The organism is Streptomyces sp. NPDC043870 (genome assembly GCF_056435785.1).
The window spans coordinates 1-22,349 of record NZ_JBWKDT010000025.1; the positions used below are offsets into that span (position 1 = coordinate 1).

The following is a 22,349-nucleotide window of genomic DNA, read 5'->3' on the forward strand; positions in this document are numbered from 1 at the left end:
TACCCATCCGTCTGGCCTTACCCGTCCCATCCCCCCCCCCCACCCCCCCCCCCCTCCCCCCCCTCCCCTCCCCCCCCCCCCCCGCCCCCCCCCCCCCCCCCCCCCCCCCCCCACGCCCGCGTAGGACGCCGTGGCGATCAGCACCCAGGCGGTCAGCCCGACGGCGGCGACCCGTACTCCGGTGCGGGTGAGGGACGGCAGATGCACCGCGCTGCCCAGGCCGAAGAGTGCCGCGGCGAGCAGCAGTTCCTGTGCCGTGCCGGCGGTGGCCAGGACGGGTGCGGGCAGCAGTCCCGTCGTGCGCAGCGCCACCATGGCGAGGAATCCGAGGACGAAGAGCGGTACCAGCGGGGGGCGTCCGGCAGCGGGGGCGCCTCGGCCCCGGCGCCTGGCGGCGACCACGAAGCCCGCGACCAGCGGGGCCAGCAGTGCCACCCGCATGAGTTTGACCAGGACCGCCTCGCCCAGCGCGCCGCTTCCGGCGGTCTGGGCGGTGGCCACCACCTGCCCCACATCATGGACGCCGGCCCCCACCCAGCGTCCGAACTCCGCGTCGGTCAGCCCCAACGGGCCGTGCAGCAGCGGGAGTACGGCGATGGCGAGGGTGCCGCACAAGGTCACCAGAGCAACCGACGTGACGGCGTCCTCGTCGTCGCTGTCGCGCACGGCGCTCACCGCGCCGATCGCGGAGGCACCGCAGATGGAGTAGCCGGTGGCGATCAGCAGCGGCTGATCACCGGGCAGTCCGAGCCGGCGCCCCAGCCACCAGGTGCCCCAGAACGTGGCGGCCACCACGCCGAGCACCATGCCCACCGTCGCCCAGCCCAGACCCAGGACGTCCGCCATGCTCAGCCGGAGACCGAGCAGCACGACTCCGATGCGCATCAGCCGCTTCGCGGCCAGTGTGAGGCCCGTACGGCACCGGCCGCGGACGCGGGTACGCAGCCAGGGGCTGTGCGCGGCGGCGATGCCGAGCACGACGGCGGCGGTGAGCATCGGCACGGCGGGCAGTGCGGAGTGCACCAGCCATGCCGCGCCCACACCGGCGGCCGCCAGCACGAGCCCCGGACCGGGGCCGGTGGCCCCGGCCGGCCCTGCGGCCTTGCCGGGAGCCGCGCTGCCGTGCGCGCGTGAACCGGCGAGGGCCATCAGCGGTTGGCCGGCAGGCGGTAGACGCGCCGGATGCTGGTGCCCAGACGGGAGATGTCGGCTCCGTACACGTGGAGGGACAGGGCGGTGCAGGTTCCGGCGTTGCGCACGAGGTGGATGTCGCCGGGCGGGGCGAAGGCGGAGACCGCGCCGCGCGGGTTCACCACGTCCTGGGTGGCGATCAGCCGGGCCGTGTCGCCGTGCGGGACCAGCTGATAGCGGCGCTCGTGCTCCTCGCCCTCATGAACGCCGGTCACACACCAGGAGACGTGGTCGTGGATCGGTGTGACCTGCCCGGGCAGCCAGACCAGGGCCACGACGGAGAAGCTGCCGTCGTGCTCGGCGTGCAGCACATGCTGGCGGTAGCACTCGGGGTCGCCCTCGCACTGCTCGGCGGTGAGCAGGTCGGCCATGCCCAGGTGCGGGACGAGCCGTTCCGCGACGAGCCGCGCCGTGGGCTCCGGTGGCAGCCCGCGGTCCACGGTCTCGCGAATCTCCGCGACGAGGGCACGCATGCGTGCGGTGGTCCGGGGAGTGGTGGCCGTGGCCGCGTTCGGAGGCGTCATGGAGGCAGCGTCCGCCCGCCCGCTCACACGCGTCCAAGGAGGAATGCTTGCCGGGCATCCAACAAGCGCTTATGGGTGGGGATGTGGGACCGTGGGGGCGCAGACGGCCCGCTCAGCGGCCGGACTGCACCTCAGCGGCCGGGCTTCCGCTCAGCGACCGGGCTTCCGCTCAGCAGCCGAGCTTCCGCTCGGCCACCGCCACGAGCTGGTCCAGCACGCGGGCGGTCGCGGGGATCCGCTGATGGTCGCGGAGCACATACGCATAGACCTGACGGCGGGTGTGCGGCTCCAGGATCCGGCCCGTGACCTTCTGGTGGCAGAGGAACGACAGCACCAGCGCCGGCACCATGGCGATACCGACCCCCGCCGCGACCAGGCTCTGCATCACCAGGTTGTCGTCGGTCGTGCACGCGACATCGGGCGAGAACCCTTCCTCGGCGCAGGCGTGCAGGAAGTTGGCACGACAGCGCAGACAGCCCGCGATCCACTTCTCGTGCGCAAGATCGGCCAGACGCACGGCGCGGCGCCGGGCCAGCGGATGCCCGGTTGGGAGCAGCACGGTCAGCGGGTCCTCCAGCAGCCGGATCTCCGACAGTTCATCCGGAATCTCCGCCGACTGGCCCGGATAGCGGAAAGCCAGGGTGATGTCGCAGGCGCCCTGGGCCACGAGCCGCACTGATTCGGGCGGCTCGCTCTCCACCAACTCCACCCTGATGCCGGGGTGTTCGGCAGCGAGCCGGGCCATGGCCTCGGGAATGACGGTCGCCCCGGCGCTGGGGAACGCGCACACCCGCACCCGCCCGGAGCGCAATCTCGCAATGGCGTCGATCTGCTGCTGAGCCACCGTCAGACTGTCCAGGATCGTCCCGGCGTGCCGGGTCAGCGCCTCCCCGGCCTCGGTGAGCCGGATGCCCCGTCCGACCCGGGTGAACAGTGGTGTGCCGACATCCCGCTCCAGCGCCTTCATCTGCTGGCTGACGGCCGGCTGGGTGTAGCCCAGCGCGCGTGCGGCGGCCGAGTAGGAACCGGTCCTGACGACCTCGTGAAAGGTCTTGATGTACCGGGAGTCGAACACAGCAGAAAGCATAAGCAGAAATTGGGAGCGCAGAAGAATGTGCGGGCGCCGCTTTTGAGCCGACCTCAGCCAGGGAGTGGCTTCAAAGTAGCGTCGCCCGCCGGGCGGCACGGAGCGGCAGCTCAGGCACCCATGGCGAACGTCGCCGGGTCCGGGCCGAGCCGCCGGCCCTCGTCCAGGGCGCCGAACGCCGCCAGATCGTCGGCGTCCAGCTCGAAGCCGAACACGTCGATGTTCTCCCGGATCCGGGACGGGGTCACGGACTTGGGGATCACGACGTTGCCCAGCTGCAGATGCCAGCGGAGCACGACCTGCGCCGGGGTCTTCCCGTGCTTCTGCGCGATCGCGACGATCGTCGGGACCTCCAGCAGGCCCCGCCCCTGGCCCAGCGGGGACCAGGCCTCGGTGGCGATGCCGTGCTTGGCGTGGAACGCCCGCGACTCGGCCTGCTGGAGCTGCGGGTGGAGCTCGATCTGGTTCACCGCGGGCACGACCGAGGTCTCGCCCAGCAGCCGCTCCAGGTGTGCGGGAAGGAAATTGGAGACGCCGATCGCCTTGGCGCGGCCGTCGGCCAGGATCGTCTCGAAGGCCTTGTACGTGTCCACGTACGCGCCCTTGGCCGGCAGCGGCCAGTGGATCAGGTACAGGTCGACGTAGTCGAGGCCCAGCCTGGTGAGGGAGGCGTCGAACGCGCGGAGCGTCGAGTCGTAGCCCTGATCGCCGTTCCAGAGCTTGGTGGTGACGAAGAGCTCCTCGCGGGGGATCCCGCAGGCGGCAACGGCCTGGCCCGTGCCCTTCTCGTTCTCGTAGACGGCTGCCGTGTCGATGCTGCGGTAACCGGCCTCCAGGGCCGTACCGACGGCCTTCGCCGCCTCGTTGTCCGGAACCTGCCACACGCCGAAGCCGAGCTGCGGCATGGAGACACCGTTGTTGAGGATGATGGAGGGGACCTTGCTCACGAGCGGTCGATCCTTACGTCGTCGGGTGGTGCTCCCTCGGTCAACGATCACTCCGGCGGGGGCATTCCCGTCCGGGAAGTTGGCCGATACAGCTCCGACCTTATTGGTCGGAACCATTGACCGCGACCCGCCATGGCGCAACCCTATTGCACATCGCTGAACGCGGTACATCCATGTGAACGCCGCGCTCGGTCCTGTCCCACCGCCCGCCCCTTGGGCAGCTCCTGAACCCCACCTCTCAGGAAGGCAGGTACAGAAATGACGGAGACACAGGAAACATCAGAGGAGGCGGCCGTCTGGCAGACCCCCGAGTACGTGGTCGTCGACACCGCGCTCGAGGTCACCGCCTACGCCCTCACCGACCGGTAGTCCCCGCCGCCATGCTGCTGCAGGTGCTCGGCACCGCGGCGGGCGGCGGGCTGCCCCAGTGGAACTGGGCGTGTCCCGGCTGCGCCGGGGCACGCGCACACCCGCACCGGCGCCGCCGTCACGCCTCACTCGCCCTGCGCGCGGACGAGGGGCGCTGGTACCTCGTCAACGCCACCCCCGACATCGGTGACCAGATCGAGGACACCCCCGCACTGCGGCCCGGACCCGGACGGCGCGACACACCGGTGGCCGGGATCGTCCTCACCGACGCCGAACTCGACCACACCCTCGGCATCGCCAGGCTGCGCGAGGCCGACGGCTTCGAGATCCTCGCCACCGCGCCCGTACGCGAAGCCCTCCTCGGGCGGCTCCGGCTCGGCGACATCCTCGACCCCTACACCCGGCTCGGGTGGCGGGATCTGGGCGCGGATCCGCAGCCGCTCGTCAAGGGCGGCACGGTCGAGATCGACGCCGTGCCCGTCTCGGCGAAACGGCCCCGGTACGCCGCCACCGAGGACACCCTCCTCCCGGAGGACCCCGACTGGGTCGTCGCCCTACGGCTGCGTGAGACGACGACGGGCAAGAGCCTCGTCTACGCCCCCGCCCTCGCCCGCTGGACCGACGGCCTCCAGAACGCCGTGGAGGACGCCGACTGCGTCATCCTCGACGGCACCTTCTGGGACGACGGCGAACCCGTACGCACCGGGATCTCCGCGAAGTCCGCCACCGGCATGGGACATCTCCCCATCAGCGGCCCGAACGGCACCGCCCGGCGGCTCACCGGGCTGCGCGCCCGCTGCCTCTACACCCACCTGAACAACACCAACCCCCTCGGGGACCCGGATGCCGCACAGCACGCGCTGCTGTCCGGCTGGGGCCTCGAAGTCGCCGCCGACCGGATGGTGATCGAGCTGTGAGTACGGCAACGAACAATGGAACCAGCACAGGAGCGAGTACAGGACCGAGTGCAGGACCCATTACAGGACCGAGTACGGGCACCTCAGGAGCGGGCACAGGCATCTGGAGCCAGGACGAGCTCACGGCGCGGCTGCGCGCCGTGGCCGCCGAGCGCTACCACGACCGCCACCCCTTCAACGTACGGATGCACGAAGGCAGCCTCACTCCCGCCGAACTGCGTCGGTGGATCGTCAACCGCTTCCACTACCAGCGCCACATCCCCGTCAAGGACGCACTGATCCTCGCCAAGTTCGACGACCCGGCGCTGCGCCGGGCCTGGCTGCGCCGGATCCAGGACCACGACGGGGAGAAGGACGGCGACGGCGGCATCGAACGCTGGCTGCGTCTCGGCGAGGCCGCCGGAATCGACCGCGCCCGGCTGTGGTCAGGGGCCGAAGTTCTGCCCGGCGTCCGGCTCGCGGTCGACGGGTACGTCAACTTCTGCCGGCTGCGCGGTCCGCTCGAGGCCGTAGCCGCCTCGCTCACCGAACTCTCCGCACCCGGCATCATGCGCACCCGCATCGCCGCCTTCGAACGCCACTACCGCTGGATCGAGGCGGACGGGCTCACCTATTTCCGCAACCGCATCGGCCAGGGCGGCCGCGACAGCGAGGAGGCGCTCGGCCTGGTTCTGGAGTGGGCGCGCACGCGCGAGCAGCAGGAGGCGGCGGTCGCGGCGCTCGCCTTCAAGTGCGACGTGCTGTGGTCGCTGCTGGACGCGATCGAGCGCGCGGGGGAGCCGGAGGAGCCGCAGGATCTGAGGAAGCTGGGGGATCTGGGGGAGCGGACATGACGTGGAAACCGGTGCTGTCGCGGTCGGTGATGCTCCGCCACGACCCGGTGCGCACGACGGATCTCCTGGTCCTGCCGGAGCGCGTCGTCGTCCTCAAGGGCAACGCGGGCTCCATCGTGCGGCTCTGCGACGGCGAGCACGACGTGGACGCGATCGTCGCGGAGCTCGCCGCACGTCATCCGGGTGCGCCGGTCGCCGCCGAGGTCCCCGCGTTCCTCGGCCGGCTGAAGGCGGAGGGGTGGCTGCAATGACCACCGCCGGACCGCCCCCCGTCGCGCCGCCATGGGCGCTGCTGGCCGAGCTCACCCACGGCTGTCCACTGCGCTGCGCGTACTGCTCCAACCCCGTCGAACTGGTCGGTCGGTCAGAGGAACTGACCACGCGGCAGTGGACCGACGTGCTGCGGCAGGCCTCCGGCCTCGGAGTCGTCCAGATGCATGTGTCCGGCGGCGAGCCCTTGCTGCGCCGCGATCTCACCGAGATCGTCGCGGCAGCCGACGCGTACGGCATCCACACCCAACTGGTGACGAGCGGGGTCGGCCTCCATGAGAAGCGGCTCACGGCGCTGACCGAGGCCGGCCTGCGCAGTGTCCAGCTGTCCGTCCAGCACGCGGACGCCGTCGCCTCCGAACTCGTCGCGGGCGCCCGCTCGTTCGCGGCGAAGGAACGGGCGGCCCGGCTCGTACGGGAGGCGGGACTGCCCCTCGGGCTCAATGTCGTACTGCACCGGGCCAACCTCGACGCACTGGACGACATCGTCGAACTGGGCCTCGCCTGGGGCGCCGACCGGATCGAGCTGGCCAACACCCAGTTCTACGGCTGGGCCCTGGTCAACCGCGACACCCTGCTGCCCGGCCGCGAGCAAGTCGCGCGGGCCAGGCGCTCCGTCGAGTCCTGGCGGGCCCGGCTCGACGGGCGCGTGGACCTCGTCTGGGTCGTGCCCGACTACGTGGACGGCACGGCCAAGCCCTGCATGGGCGGCTGGGGTGCCGTCTCGCTCACGGTCGCCCCCGACGGGACCGTCTACCCCTGCCCGGCCGCGGCCCCGCTGCCCGGCCTCGACGCACCGAACGTCAAGGACCGCCCGCTGGAGTGGATCTGGCGCGAGTCCCGGGCGTTCAACCTCTACCGCGGCGAGGACTGGATGAGCGAACCGTGCCGCACCTGTGACCTGCGTACCAAGGACTTCGGCGGCTGCCGCTGCCAGGCGTACGCGCTCACGGGGAACGCGGCGCGCACCGACCCGGTCTGCCGGCTCTCGCCCGACCACGGACTCGTACGCGCACTGGTGGACGCGCCCCGCGGCGGCGCGGACGAGCAGCCGGTTCCCGCGTACGCCTACCGCGAGGAAGGCCAACGAGCACCATGAAGCGCCGGCAGCCGGGATCGAGCGATACCAGGGACCGGGCCACCGGCGCACCCGATCGGCCGCGCGAGGGCGACGAACGACTTCCCCGTCCTCGGCACCTTCCCGGTCATGACCGAACAACTCCGAGCGAGGTGACGTACGAGATGACCGCATCACATGGCACATCGCGCAGGGCCGTACTGGGCGCAGCCCTCGGTGGCGCCGTCGCGGCCGGACTGCCCGCCGCGCCGGCCGCGTCCGCCGCCTCCTGGCAGCTGCGCTGGTCGCCCTCCGCGAGCGGCGACGGACTGAAGGCCTTCGAGACGATCGAGGACGACCGCGCCGACTCGCACACGGCCGGTCAGCCGCACATCTTCGCCGAGGGCGACAACTGGCGCTTCACCATGCACACCGTCGACCGCGACACCAGCACCGACCGCCAGCGCCAGGAGGTCACCGGCTGCCGCAACGGCTCCTCGTACCTGAAGTGGCTGCAGGGCGAGACCTGGCGGATCACCTACGCGATGTACATCCCCAGCAGCCTGAAGGCGACCACGAGCTTCACCCACATCATGCAGATGAAGCAGCCCGGCACCGGCAGCTCCCCGATCGTCGTGCAGTCACTGCGCCGGGTGAGCGGGGTCCAGACGATCGAACTGAAGCTATTCGGCTCCGACACGCTGGTGGGCCGGACGAACCTGGAGCCCCTGCACAACAAGTGGATCGACGTCGACTTCCGGATCAGGATCGGAAACGGGACGTCGGGCTCGGTCCGCTGGATCCTCAAGAACGGCTCGACGACCGTGGTCGACAAGTCGAAGTCGGGCGTCGACACCTTCCTCGCGGACCGGGTGCGCCCCAAGTGGGGCATCTACCGCTCTCTCGGCGACAGTTCGGGATCCCTGCAGAACTGCCACCTGCTCCTCACCGGCCTGCGCGCCTACCAGCTCGTCTGAGCCCGTCCGAGAGGACCGGCCGGCGCCTGGACCACCTGGGCCCGGCGCCACGCTCACGTTCCCCTGACAAGATCTTCCGGGTGACGATCGGGTAGGGCGTACGCGGCCGCCCGGCGCGGAGTCCCGCTCCGTGCCGGGCGGCGTGCTTCAGGCGAAGTCAGGCGACGTCAGGCGAGTGAGGCGGAGTGAGGCGGAGTGAGGCGGAGTCAGGCGGCGGTGTAGGGGCGGTCGCGGCGTGCGTCGTGCAGGACCGCCGCCCACCACTGGAGCTGGTCGAGGAGGACCTTCGCCGCCCCGTTCGGGCCCTCGGGATCGATGAGGGTGCCGTCGGCGGAGAACAGTTCGTAGTAGCGGGGGAACGAGACATAGTCACGGACCGTGTGCGCGTGCAGCTCGCCGAAGACCTGCCGCAACTGCTCGATCGCCAGCAGGCCGCCGCTCGCGCCGCTGTAGCCGACGAAGCCGACCGGCTTGGCCTGCCACTGGGTGAAGTGCCAGTCGATCGCGGACTTGAGGGACGCCGGGAAACTGCGGTTGTAGTCGGGCGTCACCACGACGAACGCGTCGGCCGCGTCGAGCCGCCGGGTGAGCTCCGCCATCGTGCCGGGGCGGGCCATGCCGGGCTCGAGCGCCGGCGGGACGGGCGGCAGTTCCAGTGGCAGTTCCGTGTCCGCCAGATCGATGAGGTCCACCGCGAAGCGGCCGTGGTGCCGGGCCTGTTCGGCGAACCAGTTCGCGACGACGGGTCCGAACCGGCCCTGCCGGACGCTGCCGGTGATCACTGCGAGATTGAGAGTCCGTGAGGTCATGGCTCCAACCTGGCGGGCTGCGCGGCGAGCAGGAAGGCCGGGCCGGGACTGGTAGTGGCAGGGCCACCCTCCGCGGCGGCCCGGCTGTTACGTTCGAAGGGTGAGCGACAACGAGCTGGGTCTGTTTCTGCGCAGCCGCCGGGAAGCCGTCACTCCGGCCGAGGCGGGGCTGCCCACGGGGCTGCGCCGCCGCACCCCGGGCCTGCGCAGGGCGGAGCTGGCCATGCTCGCCGGTGTGAGCGTCGAGTACGTGACCCGGCTGGAGCAGGGACGCGACCGCCGGCCGTCGCCGCAAGTGCTGTCCGCGCTGGCCGAGGCGCTCCGGCTGCCCCCGAGCGAACGCATCCACCTGCACCGGTTGACCAAGGCCGCCGACGGCGGCTTCAACTGCATGGGCGGGGCGCTGCCTGCCCGCACCGTCCGGCCCACCGTGCAGGCCCTGCTCGAACGCCTGGAGCCCGCCCCCGCCGTACTGTTCAACCGGCTGAGCGAGATCCTCTCCTGGACGGACGGGTACGCGCGGCTCGCGGGCCCGATCGGCCTGCTGGACGGCGACCCGCCGAACCTCGCCCGCTACGTCTTCACCGACGCGCGGGCACGCACCGCGTTCCCCGACTGGGACCACGCCGCCGACGAACAGGTGGCCGCCCTCAAGCAGGGGCCGTTCCGCGCCGACCCGCATGTCGCGGTCCTCGCCGACGAGCTGACGGTCACCGCCGGGGCGGACTTCACCGGACGCCTGGACACCGTGCCCGGCCTCCCCAGGTCCAGCGGCATCATGCGGCTGCACCACCCGGAGGCCGGCGAGCTGCGCCTCGCCTACGAAACGCTCGAACTGCCCGCCGACGACGATCAGCGCCTCCTCGTCCACCTGCCGGCGGACGAGGCCACGTCGGCGGCGCTGGACCGCCTCACCGGGCGGCGGCCGGGGGCGCTGCGGGCGGTGTCCGGCTGACGGGCGTGGTGCCGAGGTAGGCGTCCCGCACCTTGGGATCGGCCCGCACCTCGGCCGGGCTGCCCTCGGCGAGCACTTCGCCCAGATCGAGGACGACGACGCGGGCGCACAGTTCCATCACGAACGCGACGTTGTGCTCGACGAGCAGCACCGCGCAGTCCTCCTCGTGGGCCATGTGCCGTACCACGGCGGCCAGTTGGGCGCGTTCCGGCGCGGACATGCCGGACGCCGGCTCGTCGAGGAGCAGTACGCGGGGCGGGTCGGCGAGCGCGCGGGCCAGCTCGACCATGCGGGCCCGGCCGACGGGGAGCCCGCCGGCGTACGTCTGCGCGAGCGCGTCGAGGCCGCACTCGCGCAGCACGGTGGCCGCCCGGTCGCGGCGGGCGGGTGCCGAGCCGCGCCGCCACTCCTGAGCGACGAGGAGGTTGTCCGCGACGGTCAACTGCCCGAAGAGCTGCTGGCGTTGGAACGTCCGGCGCATTCCGTGGCGGGCCCGCCAGACGGGGGAGCGGCGGGTGATGTCCGACCCCGCCAGCACGATCCGGCCCTCGTCGGCCCGGCGGATCCCGGACAGTACGTCGAACAGGGTGGTCTTGCCCGCCCCGTTGGGTCCGATGAGACCGCAGATCTCGCCTGCGCGCAGACCGATGCCCACGCCGTTCAGCGCCCGCACCCCGCCGAACCGTACCCCGATCGCGTCCGCCTCCAGTACGTACCGCGTCATCGCCGGACCCCTTCCTTGATCCCCAGGTACGCCTCGGTGAGCCGGTCCGCCTCCACTTCGGCACGTGGGCCGCACCAGGAGACCCGGCCCTGCGCGAGGTACGCCACGGTGTCGGCGATCCCGAGGACCTCGGATGCCTTCTCCTCCACCAGCAGCAGCGCCGTGCCCGCCGCGCGGAGCTCTGTGAGCAGCTGGAAGACCTCCTCGACGATGCGCGGGGCGAGACCGAGCGACGGCTCGTCCGCGATGAGCACGGCGGGCGGGTGCTGGAGCAGCGGGGCGAGGGCGAGCAGCTGCTGTTCACCGCCGGAGAGGGAGCCCGCGTGCACGGTGCGGCGGGCGGCGAGCCCGGGGAACCGTTCATGGACCGCTTCCCGCGCCTCCTTCTCCTCCAGCCGCAGCGCCAGGTTCTCCTCGATGGTCAGCCCCGGGAAGATTCCCCGCCCCTCGGGCGCGAGCAGCACGCCCCGTCGCGCCCGCCGTACGGCCCGGTCGCGGGTGACCTCCAGCCCGCCGAGGTACACGCCCCCGCGCTCCACGGCGAGCACTCCGGCGGCGACGCGGCAGGCGGTGGATTTCCCGGCGCCGTTGGGCCCGAGGACGGCGAGTATCTCCCCGCCGCGGACCGCGAGATCCACCCCTTGCAGGACGGGCGCTCCGCCGTAACCGGCGTGGACGCCGCGCAACTCCAGTGCGGCGGGGACGGTGGTCTCCGTCCGTGTCGGGTTCGGGCTCCCGGGGAGCGGCGCGGAGCCGCCGGTGCCGGTGGTACGGGGAGCCCGCTCCCGTACCTGTTCCTCCCGTCCCGACGGGGGCCGGGGGCTCGCCCCCTGTTCCGGAATCTCCGGAACAATCCGCCCCCGCAACCGTTCCCGCCGCGCGTGCAGCCGCATCGGGATCGCCGCGCAATACCCGTCCGGATCGTTCGCCAGCGCCAGACCCGCGAGCCCGAACAGGATCACCGGGAGGTGCGAGGACTCCGTCACGTACTCCGCCATCAGATGCGGCACCAGCGCGAACACCAGCCCCGCCACCACCGCGAACTGCGGCCGCCGTACCCCCGCCGCGACCACGACCGCCAGCCACACCAGCCCGGTCATCGCGGTGAAGTCCGTTGCCGTGATACGCGTGTTGAACGACGCGTACATCACGCCGCCGAACCCCGCCAGCCCCGCCGACAGCGTGAACAGCAGCAGCTTCGTACGGACGACCGACACTCCCGACGCCAGTGCCGCCGCCGGGGCGGAGCGGACCGCCAGCATCGCCCGCCCCGCGCGTGAGGTCCGCAGCGCGCCGAGCGCCGCGACCGCGATCGTCACCAGCACCACGAGCGCCACGCCCATCGCCCGGTCGTCGCCGAGGTCCACCGGGCCGAACACGGGACGAGGGATCTCCCACCCGGTGTCGCCGTTGCGCAGCGGGCGGAACTGGAACAGCACCTGGTCCGCCAGGAAGGCCAGGGCCAGTGTGGCCAGCGCCAGGGAGCGGCCGCCCAGGCGCAGGGCGGGAAGCGCCACCACCGCCCCGAGGACCGCCGCCACGCAGGTGCCCACCGCGGCCGCCGCCACGAACGGCCAGCCCCGGCTCATCAGCAGTCCCGCCACCAGCGCCGCGCTCGTCACGAACGTGGCCTGCGCCAGCGACACCATCGCCCCGAGCCCGGTCACCACCGTGAAGGACAGGAACACCAGCGAGATCGCCAATCCCTGCGCGAGGATCCCGCTCCAGAAGGGGGTCGTCACCGTGTAGAAGGCAGTGGCCAGCAGGACAGCGGCGAGCGCCCACGGGCCCCATCTGCGGCGCCACGAACGCCCCGCCAGATAGTCGACGGGCGGGGCGTCGGCCGCCGCCGTCCCGGCCGCCCGGCGCCGCTGCGCCATCACCAGGAGCCCCGCGAACAGGATCAGGAACGGCACGGCGGTCCGGAACCCCGTGATCCCCTCCGCGAAGGACGTGTACCCGGCGACCAGGTTCTGCAGCACCCCCAGCCCCAGGCCGCCCGCGAAGGCGAGCGGCACCGAAACGAAGCGGCCGAGGACCGCCGCGGTCGCCGAGACGAAGAGGAAGAGCGTGTAGTCGTGGGCGGACAGGCCGAGCAGCGGGGTGGCCAGCACCCCGGCCAGGCCCGCCAGACCCGACGACAGCATCCACGCGATCGACGACAGCCGGTCCGCGCTGATGCCGCGCAGCTCGACCAGACCCCGGTTGTCGACGGCCGCCCGCAGCCGCAGCCCGAGCCGGGTGTGCCGCATCAGCACCCACAGCCCCACCGCGGCGACGGCGGTCGCCACCCAGGTGATCAACTGGTCGGAGTCGATGCCGACACCGTCCACCGGCTGCCAGGACACGGCCGGGCTCGGCCCGACACCCGGCAGTCCGTACTGGTTCTCCGCGGGAAGCACCGGTGCGCCGGCGTCCGCGAGCAGCTCCACCGCCCACAGTCCCGCCGCGGGCAGCGCGACGAGCAGACCGATCGTCGCGACGATCTGTGCGGTCTCGCCGACCCGCGCGAGCCCCCGGAACATCAGCCGGTCGAGTCCCCACCCGATCCCGGGGGCCACCACGAACACCAGCAGCAGCGCGGTCGGCACGGCCGGCCGGCCGAATCCGGAGTGCAGCTCGTAGAAGGCGAGCGCGCAGAGGTACGCGGTCGCGCCGTGCGCGAAGTTGAACAGACCGGACGCGGAGTAGGACAGCACGAGCCCTGTCGCCAGCAGGGCGTACAGCGCACCCGAGACCAGTCCGCTCAGCACGAAGCCCAGCAGATCACCCACGACTGACGACCCTCACTTGAAGGGGACGGGCGGGTAGCACGTGAAGGGCGACGACACCTCGTACCGCCCGTTCCTCAGCTGTACGAGCGCACCGCAGCCGAAGCTCTCCTTACGCCCCTTGGGCTCGGCCCGGTCGCCGACCAACGTCCCGGTGTCGGAGAAGGAGGACGCCGCCTTCTGGAAGGACTCGACGGTCAGACCCTTGCCCGCCTTCTCCGCGATCGCGAGGAACAGGTCGGCGGACATGTAGCCCGTCATCATGTGCATGTTGAGCGGAACGTCCTTGCCGCCCGCCGCCTTCCGGATGTCCTCCTTGAACTGCTTCATCGCGGGGCTCGGCGACTCGAACGGCTCGAACTGCAGCAGCACATGCACCCCGTCGAGCGCCTGCCGTGTCGCGTCCTTGGCCAGCAGCCCCGGGTCGTAGTCGGTCGGATCGGAGATGACGCCCTTGAAGCCGGACCGCTTCAGGGCGGTGAACAGTCCGATGTTGTAGGGGGTCTGCATGACGGAGACGACCGCGTCCGGCGCCTTGCCGCCGTTCGACCGCAGGATCTCCTTGGTGTACGCGGACCAGTCGCTCGGCATCGACGTGGCGGGCACGAGGGCTTTCGCGTACGAGACCTGGAAGCCGGCCGCCGTGAAGCCCTGGGTGAAGGTGCGGATACCGAACTTGCCCGCGTCGTTGTCGGTGGCGATCAGCGCGACCGACTTGCCGCTCGTGCCGCCGAGGACCGATCCGAGGCCCTCCGGCCAGGTCTGGTTGAGGGTCCCGCCCGGCATGGGAACGAGACAGCCGTTGAAGCCGTAGATGTGCTTGGGCCCGCAGAACGAGGGCAGCGTCCCCCAGCCGAAGGTCGGCACCCTCTGCTGCTCCAGGAAATCGGCGCCGGAGAAGGTCACCGAACTCATCGGGGCGACGGCGAAGACCTTTTCCTGTTGGACCAGTTTCCGGGCGGCGGCCAGGTTCCTGGCCGGATCCTGACCGTCGTCCTCGGCGCCCAGGTACTCGATTCTGCGGCCGTTGACGCCGCCTTCGGCGTTGGCGCGGTCGTAGCGGGCCCTGGCTCCGAGGTCGGTGTCCTTCTTGCTGTACCCGCTGGCGGTGGTCATGGAGACGATGCCGCCGACCTTGATGGAGTCGGCCGTGACGCCGCGCGCGGAGGCTGCGCCCTTCCCGCTGGGTTCGCCGGACGAGGAGGCGGAGTTGCAGGCGGTGGCGAGCAGCAGCGCTGCGGCGGCTGCGGCGATGGTGCGGATCGGTCGCAACACGGTAGGTCCCTCCGTCGAGACTGCGCCATCTCGGGGGACACCCCCGACCCCCGGAGATTCTGTGCTCGACCTGATGAACCGTCAATAACTGACGCATCATCAATTGATGGTGCGTCAGCACAGGATGGCGTGCGGGGTGTCAGTGGTACAGCGCGTCCACTTCCGTCGCGTACGCCGTCTCGATCGCCTTCCGCTTCAGCTTCAGCGACGGAGTCAGCAGCCCGTGCTCCTCGCTGAACGGATGGGCCAGAATCCGGAACGTACGAATGGATTCGGCCTGCGACACCAGTGTGTTGGCGGCCACCACCGCCCTCCGGATCTCCATTTCCAGATCCGGGTCACGAACCAGCTCGGCCGGCCGCAGCGGCGCCTTGTCGCGCATCGTCAGCCAGTGGTCGACCGCCTCCTGGTCCACCGTGACCAGCGCCGCGATGTACGGCCGGTCGTTGCCCACGACGATGCACTGTGCCACCAGCGGATGCGCCCGTACCCGCTCCTCGAGACCCACCGGCGACACGCTCTTGCCGCCCGAGGTCACCAGGATCTCCTTCTTCCGCCCGGTGATCGTCAGATAGCCCTCCTCGTCGAGCGAGCCCAGGTCGCCGGTGGCCAGCCAGCCGTCGTTCAGCACGGCGTCGGTGGACTTCGGGTCGTTGAGATAGCCGGAGAACACCTGACCGCCGTGCACCCACACCTCGCCGTCCTCGGCGATGTGGACGGTCGTCCCGGGAATGGGCTGCCCGACCGTGCCGTACTTGGTGCGCTCCGGCGGGTTGGCGGTCACGGCCGCGGTCGACTCCGTCAGTCCGTACCCCTCGAAGACGGTCACGCCCGCGCCCTCGAAGAAGAGGCCGAGCCGGCGGTCCATGCCGGACCCGCCGGACATCGCGTGCCGCACCCGGCCGCCCATCGCCGCGCGGACCTTGTGGTACACGACCTTCTCGAAGAACTGGTGCTGCAGGCGCAGAGCCGCCGACGGGCCCGGGCCCAGCCCGAACTCCCGGTGCTCCAGGGCCTCCGCGTACCGCACCGCCACATCGACGGCCTTGTCGAACGGACCGGCCTTGCCCTCGGCCTCCGCCTTGCGCCGGGCGGCGTTGAAGACCTTCTCGAAGATGTACGGGACGGCCAGGATGAACGTCGGCCGGAACGCCGCAAGATCCGGGAGCAGCGCGCTGGCCTGAAGCACCGGCTGATGGCCCAGCTTGACGCGCCCGCGGATCGCCGCGACCTCCACCATCCGCCCGAAGACATGCGCGAGCGGCAGGAAGAGCAGCGTCGACGCCTCGTCGCCCGGTTTGGAGTGGAAGACCGGCTCCCAGCGCTCGATGAGCGTGTCGGTCTCGTACATGAAGTTGGCGTGCGTGATCACGCACCCCTTGGGCCGGCCCGTCGTCCCCGACGTGTAGATCACCGTCGCTACGGACTCCGGCGTCACCGCCCGCCGGTGCCGGTGCACGACGTCGTCGTCGACGTGCGCACCCACCGCGAGCAGATCGCCGAGGGCCCCCTTGTCCAGCTGCCACAGCCGCTTCAGATGAGGCAGCCGGTCGATGACCGAGCCGATCGTCATGGCGTGGTCCTCGTGCTCGACCATGCAGGCGGACACCTCGGCGTCGTGCAGCATCCAGAAGACCTGCTCGGCCGAGGAGGTGGGGTAGACAGGGACGGACTGGGCCCCGACCGTCCACAGCGCGAAGTCGAAGAGCGTCCACTCGTAGCGGGTACGGCACATGATCGCGACCCGGTCGCCGAACCGTACGCCCTGCGAGAGGAGCCCCTTCGCCAGGGCGAGGACCTCGTCCCGGAACTCGCCCGAGGTCACATCACGCCACTGACCCTCGTCGTCCTTGCGGCCGAGCGCGACCCGCTCCGGATCGGCCTGGGCGTGATCGAACACGGCATCCGCCAGCCCGCCGACAGGGGGTGTCGTCGCCAAGGGTGGAACCGTGAACTCACGCAATGACCTGCTCCTCGTGGCGCTCCGCACAGCGCCGGTGACGGTACCCCAAGGGACTTTCCTGCGGGAGGGCCTTCAACAACTCGGCACATATCGCATTGGCGCTGGTCAGCCGTCTATATCCAGCCACATGGGGAACCCCGGGACCAGCCCTGAACCGAAGAGTAGGTAACGTCCGGTGGAATCTGCACCGAATCTGTACGCGGCAGACACCTCTGCCCCACGCCTCCTCCCGGTGTGACCGGGCTTACGGGATCAGTGCGGGCTTGCGGGATCAGTGCGGGCCGCCGGACGGGCGGTGCAGCCGGTCGCCGCCCGCGAGGACCGCGGCGGCGAGGGCGTCCGCCGCCTCCCGGGTGCCGGCCGGAGCGCCCGCCCGGTGGCCGTGCAGCAGGACGAAGTCCACCCCGCCCAGCTCCGGCAGGCCGGCGCGGGCCGGGACGGGCGAAAGGCCCGGCGGGATCAGCCCGCGTGTGTGCGCCATGACGCCGAGACCCGCGCGCGCCGCCGCGATCAGACCGCTCAGGCTCGTGCTCGTACAGGCGATGCGCCACGCGCGGCCGTGCGCCTCCAGGACCTCCAGGGCGCGGGCGCGGGTGATGCCGGGCGGCGGGAAGACGATCAGGGGCACCGGGCGGTCCGGGTCGAGGCGCAGCCGAGGCGCGCCGATCCAGGTCAGAGCGTCCTGCCAGACCAGCTCGCCGTGCGTCCCGCCGACGCGGCGCTTGGCGAGGACGAGGTCGAGGCGGCCCGCCTCCAGCTGCTCGTGCAGGGTGCCGGAGAGTTCCACCGTCAGCTCCAGATCGACCTCGGGATGGTCGCGGCGGAACGACTCCAGAATCTCCGGGAGCCGGGTGAGCACGAAGTCCTCGGAGGCGCCGAAGCGGAGGCGGCCGCGCAGCCGGGTGCCGGTGAAGAAGGCCGCCGCACGCTCGTGTGCCTCCAGGATCGTCCGGGCGAAGCCGAGCATGGCCTCGCCGTCCTCGGTGAGCTCCACGCTGTGGGTGTCACGGGTGAAGAGCTGCCGGCCCGCCGCATCCTCCAGGCGCCGCACATGCTGGCTGACCGTGGACTGCCGTACGCCGAGCCTGCGGGCGGCCTGGGTGAAGCTCAGCGTCTGGGCGACGGCGAGGAAGGTACGCAGCTGTGCGGGGTCGTACACGAGACCAGCCTATCGCCGATCGTGATGACAGTCAGAGTGGTGTACGGGATTCCCGATCGGCTCGGCGGTGTGGACGATGGAGAGGGCACGACCTGAACCGAGAGCAAGTGGAGCACATGAGCCGCCGCACCCCCCTACGACCGCCGTCCTGGCTGCCGGTCGACCCGTACATCGTGGCGCTGCTCGCCACCGTGCTCCTCGCGGCACTCCTCCCCGCCTCGGGCACGGCCGCCACGGTCACCGACGGTGCCGCCACCGGAGCGGTCGGCCTGCTCTTCTTCCTCTACGGGGCACGGCTGTCGACCCGGGAGGCACTGGACGGACTTCGGCACTGGCGGCTGCATCTGACCGTGCTGGTCAGTACGTTCGTCGCCTTCCCGCTGCTCGGGCTCGCGACGCAAGGCCTCGTCCCCTCGCTGCTGACCCCGCAGCTCCACAGCGGTCTGCTGTTCCTGTGTCTCGTGCCCTCGACCATCCAGTCGTCGATCGCCTTCACCTCCATCGCCCGCGGCAATGTACCCGCGGCGATCTGCGCGGGCTCCTTCTCCAGCCTCGCCGGAATCCTCCTCACCCCGCTGCTCGCGGCGCTGCTCCTCGGGCAGAGCGCGGGCGGCTTCTCCGCGGACTCCCTGGTGAAGATCGTGCTGCAGCTGCTGGTCCCGTTCCTGGCCGGGCAGGTGCTGCGCCGGTGGACCGGGGGATTCCGCACCCGCCACAAGAGGCTTCTCGGCTACGTGGACCGCGGCTCGATCCTGCTCGTCGTCTACACCGCGTTCAGCGAGGGCATGGTCGCGGGAGTGTGGCACCAGGTCACACCGGTGCGGCTGGGTGCGCTGCTCCTCGTCGAGGCGGTGCTTCTCGCGGTGATGCTCACGCTGACCTGGTACGGCTCGAAGCGGCTCGGCTTCGGCCGCGCCGACCGCATCGCGATCCAGTTCGCAGGCTCGAAGAAGAGCCTCGCGGCCGGACTCCCGATGGCGAGCGTCCTGTTCGGCGCCCAGGCGAGCCTCGCCGTGCTGCCGCTCATGCTCTTCCACCAGATGCAGCTGATGGTCTGCGCGGTCATCGCGAAGCGGCGGGCCAAGGACCCGCAGCCGGTTCCGGCGGGCCCGACGGCCCCGCCGGCACCGTCGCGCCCGCGCGCGACGGTGCGCGACTGATCCGGGGGTTCGCCCCCGGACCCCGTGCGGCCCGGACCCCGTGCGGCCCGGACCTCGTGCGGCCCGGACCCCCGTACGGCCTCCGGCCGATTCCTCGTTCCTCCTTCCTCATTGCCGGACGGGATGGGAAATCCAGCCCCGCCGCAGACGTCTCGTCCCCGCCCCCACCAGGGGTACGAGATCACCGGCCGATAGCGTGAGCCCATGCCCGCACTCGATGCCCGCACCACCGCGCTCGTCCTCGTCGATCCGATGGAACGCATCGTCGCGCTCCCGCTCGCACCCCGGACCGGTGACGCCGCGCTCGCCGCCGCCGGCCGGCTGGCCGCCGCCTTCCGCGCGGCGGATGCGCCCGTCGTCCTGATCCGCACGGAGCGGCCGGGCGCCGGCACCCAGCCGCCCGGCAGTGGTCTTGTCGCCGCGCTCGCCGCGCCCGACGACATCGTGGTCGTCAAGCGCACCGTCGGTGGCTTCCACGGCACGGGGCTGCACGACATCCTGGCGGGACGCTCCATCCGTACGGTCGTGTTCGGCGGCATCGCCACGAACCTCGGCGTCGAGTCGACGGCCCGCGCCGCGTCCGACCTCGGCTACGAACTCGTCTTCGCCGAGGACGCCATGGCGGCCCTCACCGCCGAAGAGCACCGCGCCGCCGTCGAGTTGAACTTCCCGCGCCTCGGTACCGTGGCCGCCGCCTCGGCCATCACACTGGGCGCCGCGCAGTGACGGCCGGTGCGACGGCCGGAGGCACCCGTACCTGGATACGCCCCGGCGCCTCCCGCCCGTGCACACTCGTCGTCTGCCGTGGCTGCTGCTGCGGTGATGCCCGCAAGCATCCGGGCACCGACCACGAGACCCAGCTCCGCCGGCTGCGCGAGGCCGCGGCGGGCTCGGCCGGCCGGTTCGCCGTCCGGACCAGCGAGTGTCTCGGCCCGTGCGGGCAGGCCAACGTGGTCGTGGTGCAGCCGTCCTCCGCCGCCCGCGCCCGCGGTGCCCGCGCGGTCTGGGTCGGCTGGGTACTGGACGACGACGCCACGGACGACATCCTCGCCTGGGTCGAGGCCGGGGGACCGGGCCTCGCGGAGCCTTCGCCGACCCTGTCGCTCCAGCTGATCCCGCCACCCGCCACCCGCCCCCGCGGAACTCGCTGACCCCGCTGATCCCGGCCCCACGCCTGCCGCCCGCGCGCCCCCTGGGAGCCCGGTTCCCCAACCCCGCACCCGTTCACGCAGTCTTCTTCCCGGTGTTGCCGATGAGAGGCGTGGGACGTGCGAGGCGCACATAGCGTGCGGGGCGTCACATGGGCCAAGGGTGGGGAGAAGAGATGTCCAGTCAGCTTCTTGAGCCGGACGCGCCGGATGCGGGCGGCGCGAGTGGGACCAGCCGGCGCTCGGTTCTGCGGGCGGCCGGTGCCGTCGGCGCGGCGACCGCAGCCGTGGGGCTCACGGGCACCACGGCGGCCACGGCAGCCGCAGCGACCCCGGCAGCCGCGACGACGTCTGACAACGTTGCCGGATGGCGGTCCGACCCCGACAGCCCCCGCTTCACGCTCGCCGTCATGCCCGATACCCAGTACCTCTTCGACGGCGCGAGCATCCACAAGGAGCCCGTCGAGGCGGCACTGCGATACGTCCTCGGCCACGCCCACGACGAGAACATCGTGTTCCTGTCCCATCTGGGCGACCTCACCGAGAACGGCCGTCCGGAGGAATTCGCCCCGCTCAGCGACGCGTTCCGGATCCTGGACCGGCGCGGCGCCGGGTACAGCGTCCTCGCCGGGAACCACGACATCGACTCGCGCACCGACGACCAGCGGGGCCGCACCCCCTACCTCGATGCCTTCGGCCCGCAGCGGCTGCGCCGGATGCGCACCTTCGGCGGCGCGTCCCCGGACGGCTACAACACCTACCACCGCTTCCGCGCCGCGGGCCGGGAATGGCTGGTCCTCGCCCTCGACTGGCGTCCCTCGGCGGCCGGCATCGCCTGGGCGAAGAGCGTCATCGCCCAGCACCCGAAGACGCCGGTCATCCTCACCACGCACGAGCTGGTGTACGCCGACCACGCAGGGGACGAGGCCCGGCTTTCCGGGTTCGGGCAGCGCCTGTGGGACGAGCTGATCGACGGCCACGACCAGGTCTTCCTCGCACTCAACGGCCACTTCTGGCCGGCCGCCCGCACCGTACGCGAGAACGCCGCGGGCAACGACGTCCATCTGCACATCACCAACTACCAGGACCGTTACTTCGGCGGCAGCGCGATGATCCGCCTCTACCGCTTCGACCTGGCGCGCAACACCATCGACGTCTCCACGTTCTCCCCGTGGCTCCTCGCCAAGGAGGAGTCGGGCAGGCTCAACGCCCTGGAGCGCCGCGAGCTGGAACTCACCGACGCCGCGAACTCCTTCTCCGTGCCGCTCGACTTCGAGAAGCGGTTCGCCGGCTTCGCCCCCGTCACCCCGCGCCGCCCCCGCCCCGCCTCCCGGATGCTGATCCCCGGCACCGTCGCGTACTGGCGCTTCGACAACGGCCGGCCCGACGGATCCGCGGCCGACGAGACCCTCCGTGTCCCCGACCTGTCCGGCCACGGCAACGACCTCACCCGCACCGCCGTCCCCGGCAGTCCCGCGGGCGCCCTGCGCTGGTCAGCAGGCCACCACCCCGACCAGCCCGGCCACGGCAGCCTCTGGTTCGACGGCGGCAAGCCCCCGCTGCGCGGCGCCTTCCTGCAGACCGTGCAGGACGCCCCGCTCAACACGGCGACCTTCCGCTCCGGTTACACGATCGAGGCGTTCTTCAAGCTCCCCGCCGACTGGACCAGCTCCCGCAACGCCTGGTCGGCGCTCCTCAGCCGCCAGGGCACCCTCGGCGCGGCAGGAAAGACCGGCGACCCCGAAGAGCCCGCCGTCACCCTGTCCCTCTCCGACGGCCACGCCCTCCAGTGGGCCGCCGCCCCCCTCGACCAGAAGGGCCTCGTCACCAACTGGGGCCATGAACTGCCGCTCGACAGCTGGTGGCACGTCGCCGTCGTCAACGACGGCCGCCACACCACGATGTACGTCGACGGCTGCCCGGTCGCCCGCAACCCCGCCACCGCCACCAACGGCCTGACCACCCTCGGACTGTCCTGGCTGCTCGGCGGCTACGAGTACGGCGGTCGTCTCGACCAGCTGTTCCGCGGCTGGATCGGCGATGTCCGTGTCACCGAACGCGCCCTTCCCGTACGCGCGTTCATGAACGCCTGACCGTCAACGCCAGACCGTCAACGTCCGACCGTCAACGCCTGATCGTCAACGTCCGACCGTCAACGCCTGATCGTCAACGTCCGACCCGTCAACGCCTGGCCGCCGCCCGACCCTTCGCAA

At 71.6% G+C, this 22,349-nt stretch carries 21 protein-coding genes; 11 read left to right on the top strand and 10 right to left on the bottom strand.

Annotation, left to right across the window (positions count from 1 at the left end; genetic code table 11):
- From AC0699_RS26345 to AC0699_RS26360, 4 genes are all read right to left on the bottom strand, one after another.
- The coding region (locus tag AC0699_RS26345; RefSeq protein ID WP_478664708.1) for a YeiH family protein at positions 1-1,149 on the bottom strand (1,149 nt) is incomplete at its 3' end.
- Complete coding sequence (locus AC0699_RS26350; protein WP_478664711.1) at positions 1,149-1,715, bottom strand: cysteine dioxygenase family protein; 567 nt, start codon at positions 1,713-1,715, stop codon at positions 1,149-1,151. The genes AC0699_RS26345 and AC0699_RS26350, both read right to left, overlap by 1 nt.
- Before the next feature lie 169 nt (positions 1,716-1,884).
- On the bottom strand, positions 1,885-2,790 hold the full coding sequence (locus tag AC0699_RS26355; RefSeq protein ID WP_478664713.1) for a LysR family transcriptional regulator: 906 nt from the start codon (positions 2,788-2,790) through the stop codon (positions 1,885-1,887).
- Between the two features lie 122 nt (positions 2,791-2,912).
- Entirely contained in the window at positions 2,913-3,749 is an 837-nt protein-coding gene (locus tag AC0699_RS26360) for an aldo/keto reductase (RefSeq protein WP_478664715.1), read from the bottom strand.
- A 258-nt stretch (positions 3,750-4,007) separates the two neighbouring features.
- Here AC0699_RS26360 and pqqA point away from each other — a divergent pair, with 258 nt between their 5' ends.
- From pqqA to AC0699_RS26390, 6 genes are all read left to right on the top strand, one after another.
- Complete coding sequence (pqqA, locus tag AC0699_RS26365; protein WP_478664717.1) at positions 4,008-4,118, top strand: pyrroloquinoline quinone precursor peptide PqqA; 111 nt, start codon at positions 4,008-4,010, stop codon at positions 4,116-4,118.
- Positions 4,119-4,129: 11 nt separating this feature from the next.
- A complete protein-coding gene (pqqB, locus tag AC0699_RS26370) occupies positions 4,130-5,035 on the top strand; it encodes a pyrroloquinoline quinone biosynthesis protein PqqB (protein WP_478664719.1) in 906 nt (301 codons plus the stop codon).
- Positions 5,036-5,136: 101 nt separating this feature from the next.
- Positions 5,137-5,868, top strand: a complete 732-nt coding sequence (gene pqqC, locus AC0699_RS26375; RefSeq protein ID WP_478664941.1) for a pyrroloquinoline-quinone synthase PqqC — start codon at positions 5,137-5,139, stop codon at positions 5,866-5,868.
- Positions 5,865-6,119 (top strand): pyrroloquinoline quinone biosynthesis peptide chaperone PqqD, encoded by a 255-nt coding sequence (gene pqqD, locus AC0699_RS26380; protein ID WP_478664722.1) that lies wholly within the window; start codon positions 5,865-5,867, stop codon positions 6,117-6,119. Before pqqC ends, pqqD begins: the two co-directional genes overlap by 4 nt.
- On the top strand, positions 6,116-7,237 hold the full coding sequence (gene pqqE, locus AC0699_RS26385) for a pyrroloquinoline quinone biosynthesis protein PqqE (RefSeq protein WP_478664725.1): 1,122 nt from the start codon (positions 6,116-6,118) through the stop codon (positions 7,235-7,237). The genes pqqD and pqqE overlap by 4 nt, the downstream gene beginning before the upstream one ends.
- Positions 7,238-7,380: 143 nt before the next feature.
- The gene (locus tag AC0699_RS26390) at positions 7,381-8,172 is read left to right on the top strand and encodes a Tat pathway signal sequence domain protein (RefSeq protein ID WP_478664727.1); all 792 of its coding nucleotides are present in this window, start codon (positions 7,381-7,383) and stop codon (positions 8,170-8,172) included.
- 206 nt (positions 8,173-8,378) lie between these two features.
- On the opposite strand, the gene AC0699_RS26395 is transcribed toward AC0699_RS26390, so the two are convergent.
- Complete coding sequence (locus AC0699_RS26395) at positions 8,379-8,981, bottom strand: NADPH-dependent FMN reductase (RefSeq protein WP_478664731.1); 603 nt, start codon at positions 8,979-8,981, stop codon at positions 8,379-8,381.
- Positions 8,982-9,081: 100 nt separating this feature from the next.
- Here AC0699_RS26395 and AC0699_RS26400 point away from each other — a divergent pair, with 100 nt between their 5' ends.
- Positions 9,082-9,936 carry a helix-turn-helix domain-containing protein gene (locus AC0699_RS26400; RefSeq protein ID WP_478664734.1) on the top strand — a complete coding sequence of 285 codons (855 nt, stop codon included), beginning with the start codon at positions 9,082-9,084 and terminating at the stop codon, positions 9,934-9,936.
- Here AC0699_RS26400 and AC0699_RS26405 read toward each other — a convergent pair.
- From AC0699_RS26405 to AC0699_RS26425, 5 genes are all read right to left on the bottom strand, one after another.
- Positions 9,893-10,660, bottom strand: a complete 768-nt coding sequence (locus tag AC0699_RS26405; protein ID WP_478664736.1) for an ABC transporter ATP-binding protein — start codon at positions 10,658-10,660, stop codon at positions 9,893-9,895. The two genes, AC0699_RS26400 and AC0699_RS26405, sit on opposite strands and share 44 nt — an antisense overlap.
- Positions 10,657-13,434, bottom strand: a complete 2,778-nt coding sequence (locus AC0699_RS26410; RefSeq protein ID WP_478664739.1) for an ABC transporter permease subunit — start codon at positions 13,432-13,434, stop codon at positions 10,657-10,659. The genes AC0699_RS26405 and AC0699_RS26410 overlap by 4 nt, the downstream gene beginning before the upstream one ends.
- A gap of 12 nt (positions 13,435-13,446) precedes the next feature.
- Complete coding sequence (locus AC0699_RS26415) at positions 13,447-14,706, bottom strand: ABC transporter substrate-binding protein (RefSeq protein ID WP_478664742.1); 1,260 nt, start codon at positions 14,704-14,706, stop codon at positions 13,447-13,449.
- 139 nt (positions 14,707-14,845) lie between these two features.
- On the bottom strand, positions 14,846-16,645 hold the full coding sequence (locus AC0699_RS26420; RefSeq protein WP_478664746.1) for an AMP-dependent synthetase/ligase: 1,800 nt from the start codon (positions 16,643-16,645) through the stop codon (positions 14,846-14,848).
- A 295-nt stretch (positions 16,646-16,940) separates the two neighbouring features.
- Entirely contained in the window at positions 16,941-17,828 is an 888-nt protein-coding gene (locus tag AC0699_RS26425) for a LysR substrate-binding domain-containing protein (protein WP_478664749.1), read from the bottom strand.
- Between the two features lie 116 nt (positions 17,829-17,944).
- On the opposite strand from AC0699_RS26425, the gene AC0699_RS26430 reads away from it, so the two are divergent.
- From AC0699_RS26430 to AC0699_RS26445, 4 genes are all read left to right on the top strand, one after another.
- Complete coding sequence (locus AC0699_RS26430; protein ID WP_478664752.1) at positions 17,945-18,988, top strand: bile acid:sodium symporter family protein; 1,044 nt, start codon at positions 17,945-17,947, stop codon at positions 18,986-18,988.
- A 204-nt stretch (positions 18,989-19,192) separates the two neighbouring features.
- Entirely contained in the window at positions 19,193-19,714 is a 522-nt protein-coding gene (locus AC0699_RS26435) for an isochorismatase family protein (RefSeq protein WP_478664755.1), read from the top strand.
- Positions 19,711-20,139 (top strand): (2Fe-2S) ferredoxin domain-containing protein, encoded by a 429-nt coding sequence (locus AC0699_RS26440; RefSeq protein WP_478664758.1) that lies wholly within the window; start codon positions 19,711-19,713, stop codon positions 20,137-20,139. The genes AC0699_RS26435 and AC0699_RS26440 overlap by 4 nt, the downstream gene beginning before the upstream one ends.
- Positions 20,140-20,312: 173 nt before the next feature.
- Positions 20,313-22,229 carry a LamG-like jellyroll fold domain-containing protein gene (locus AC0699_RS26445; protein WP_478664759.1) on the top strand — a complete coding sequence of 639 codons (1,917 nt, stop codon included), beginning with the start codon at positions 20,313-20,315 and terminating at the stop codon, positions 22,227-22,229.
- Positions 22,230-22,349: the final 120 nt, after the last annotated feature.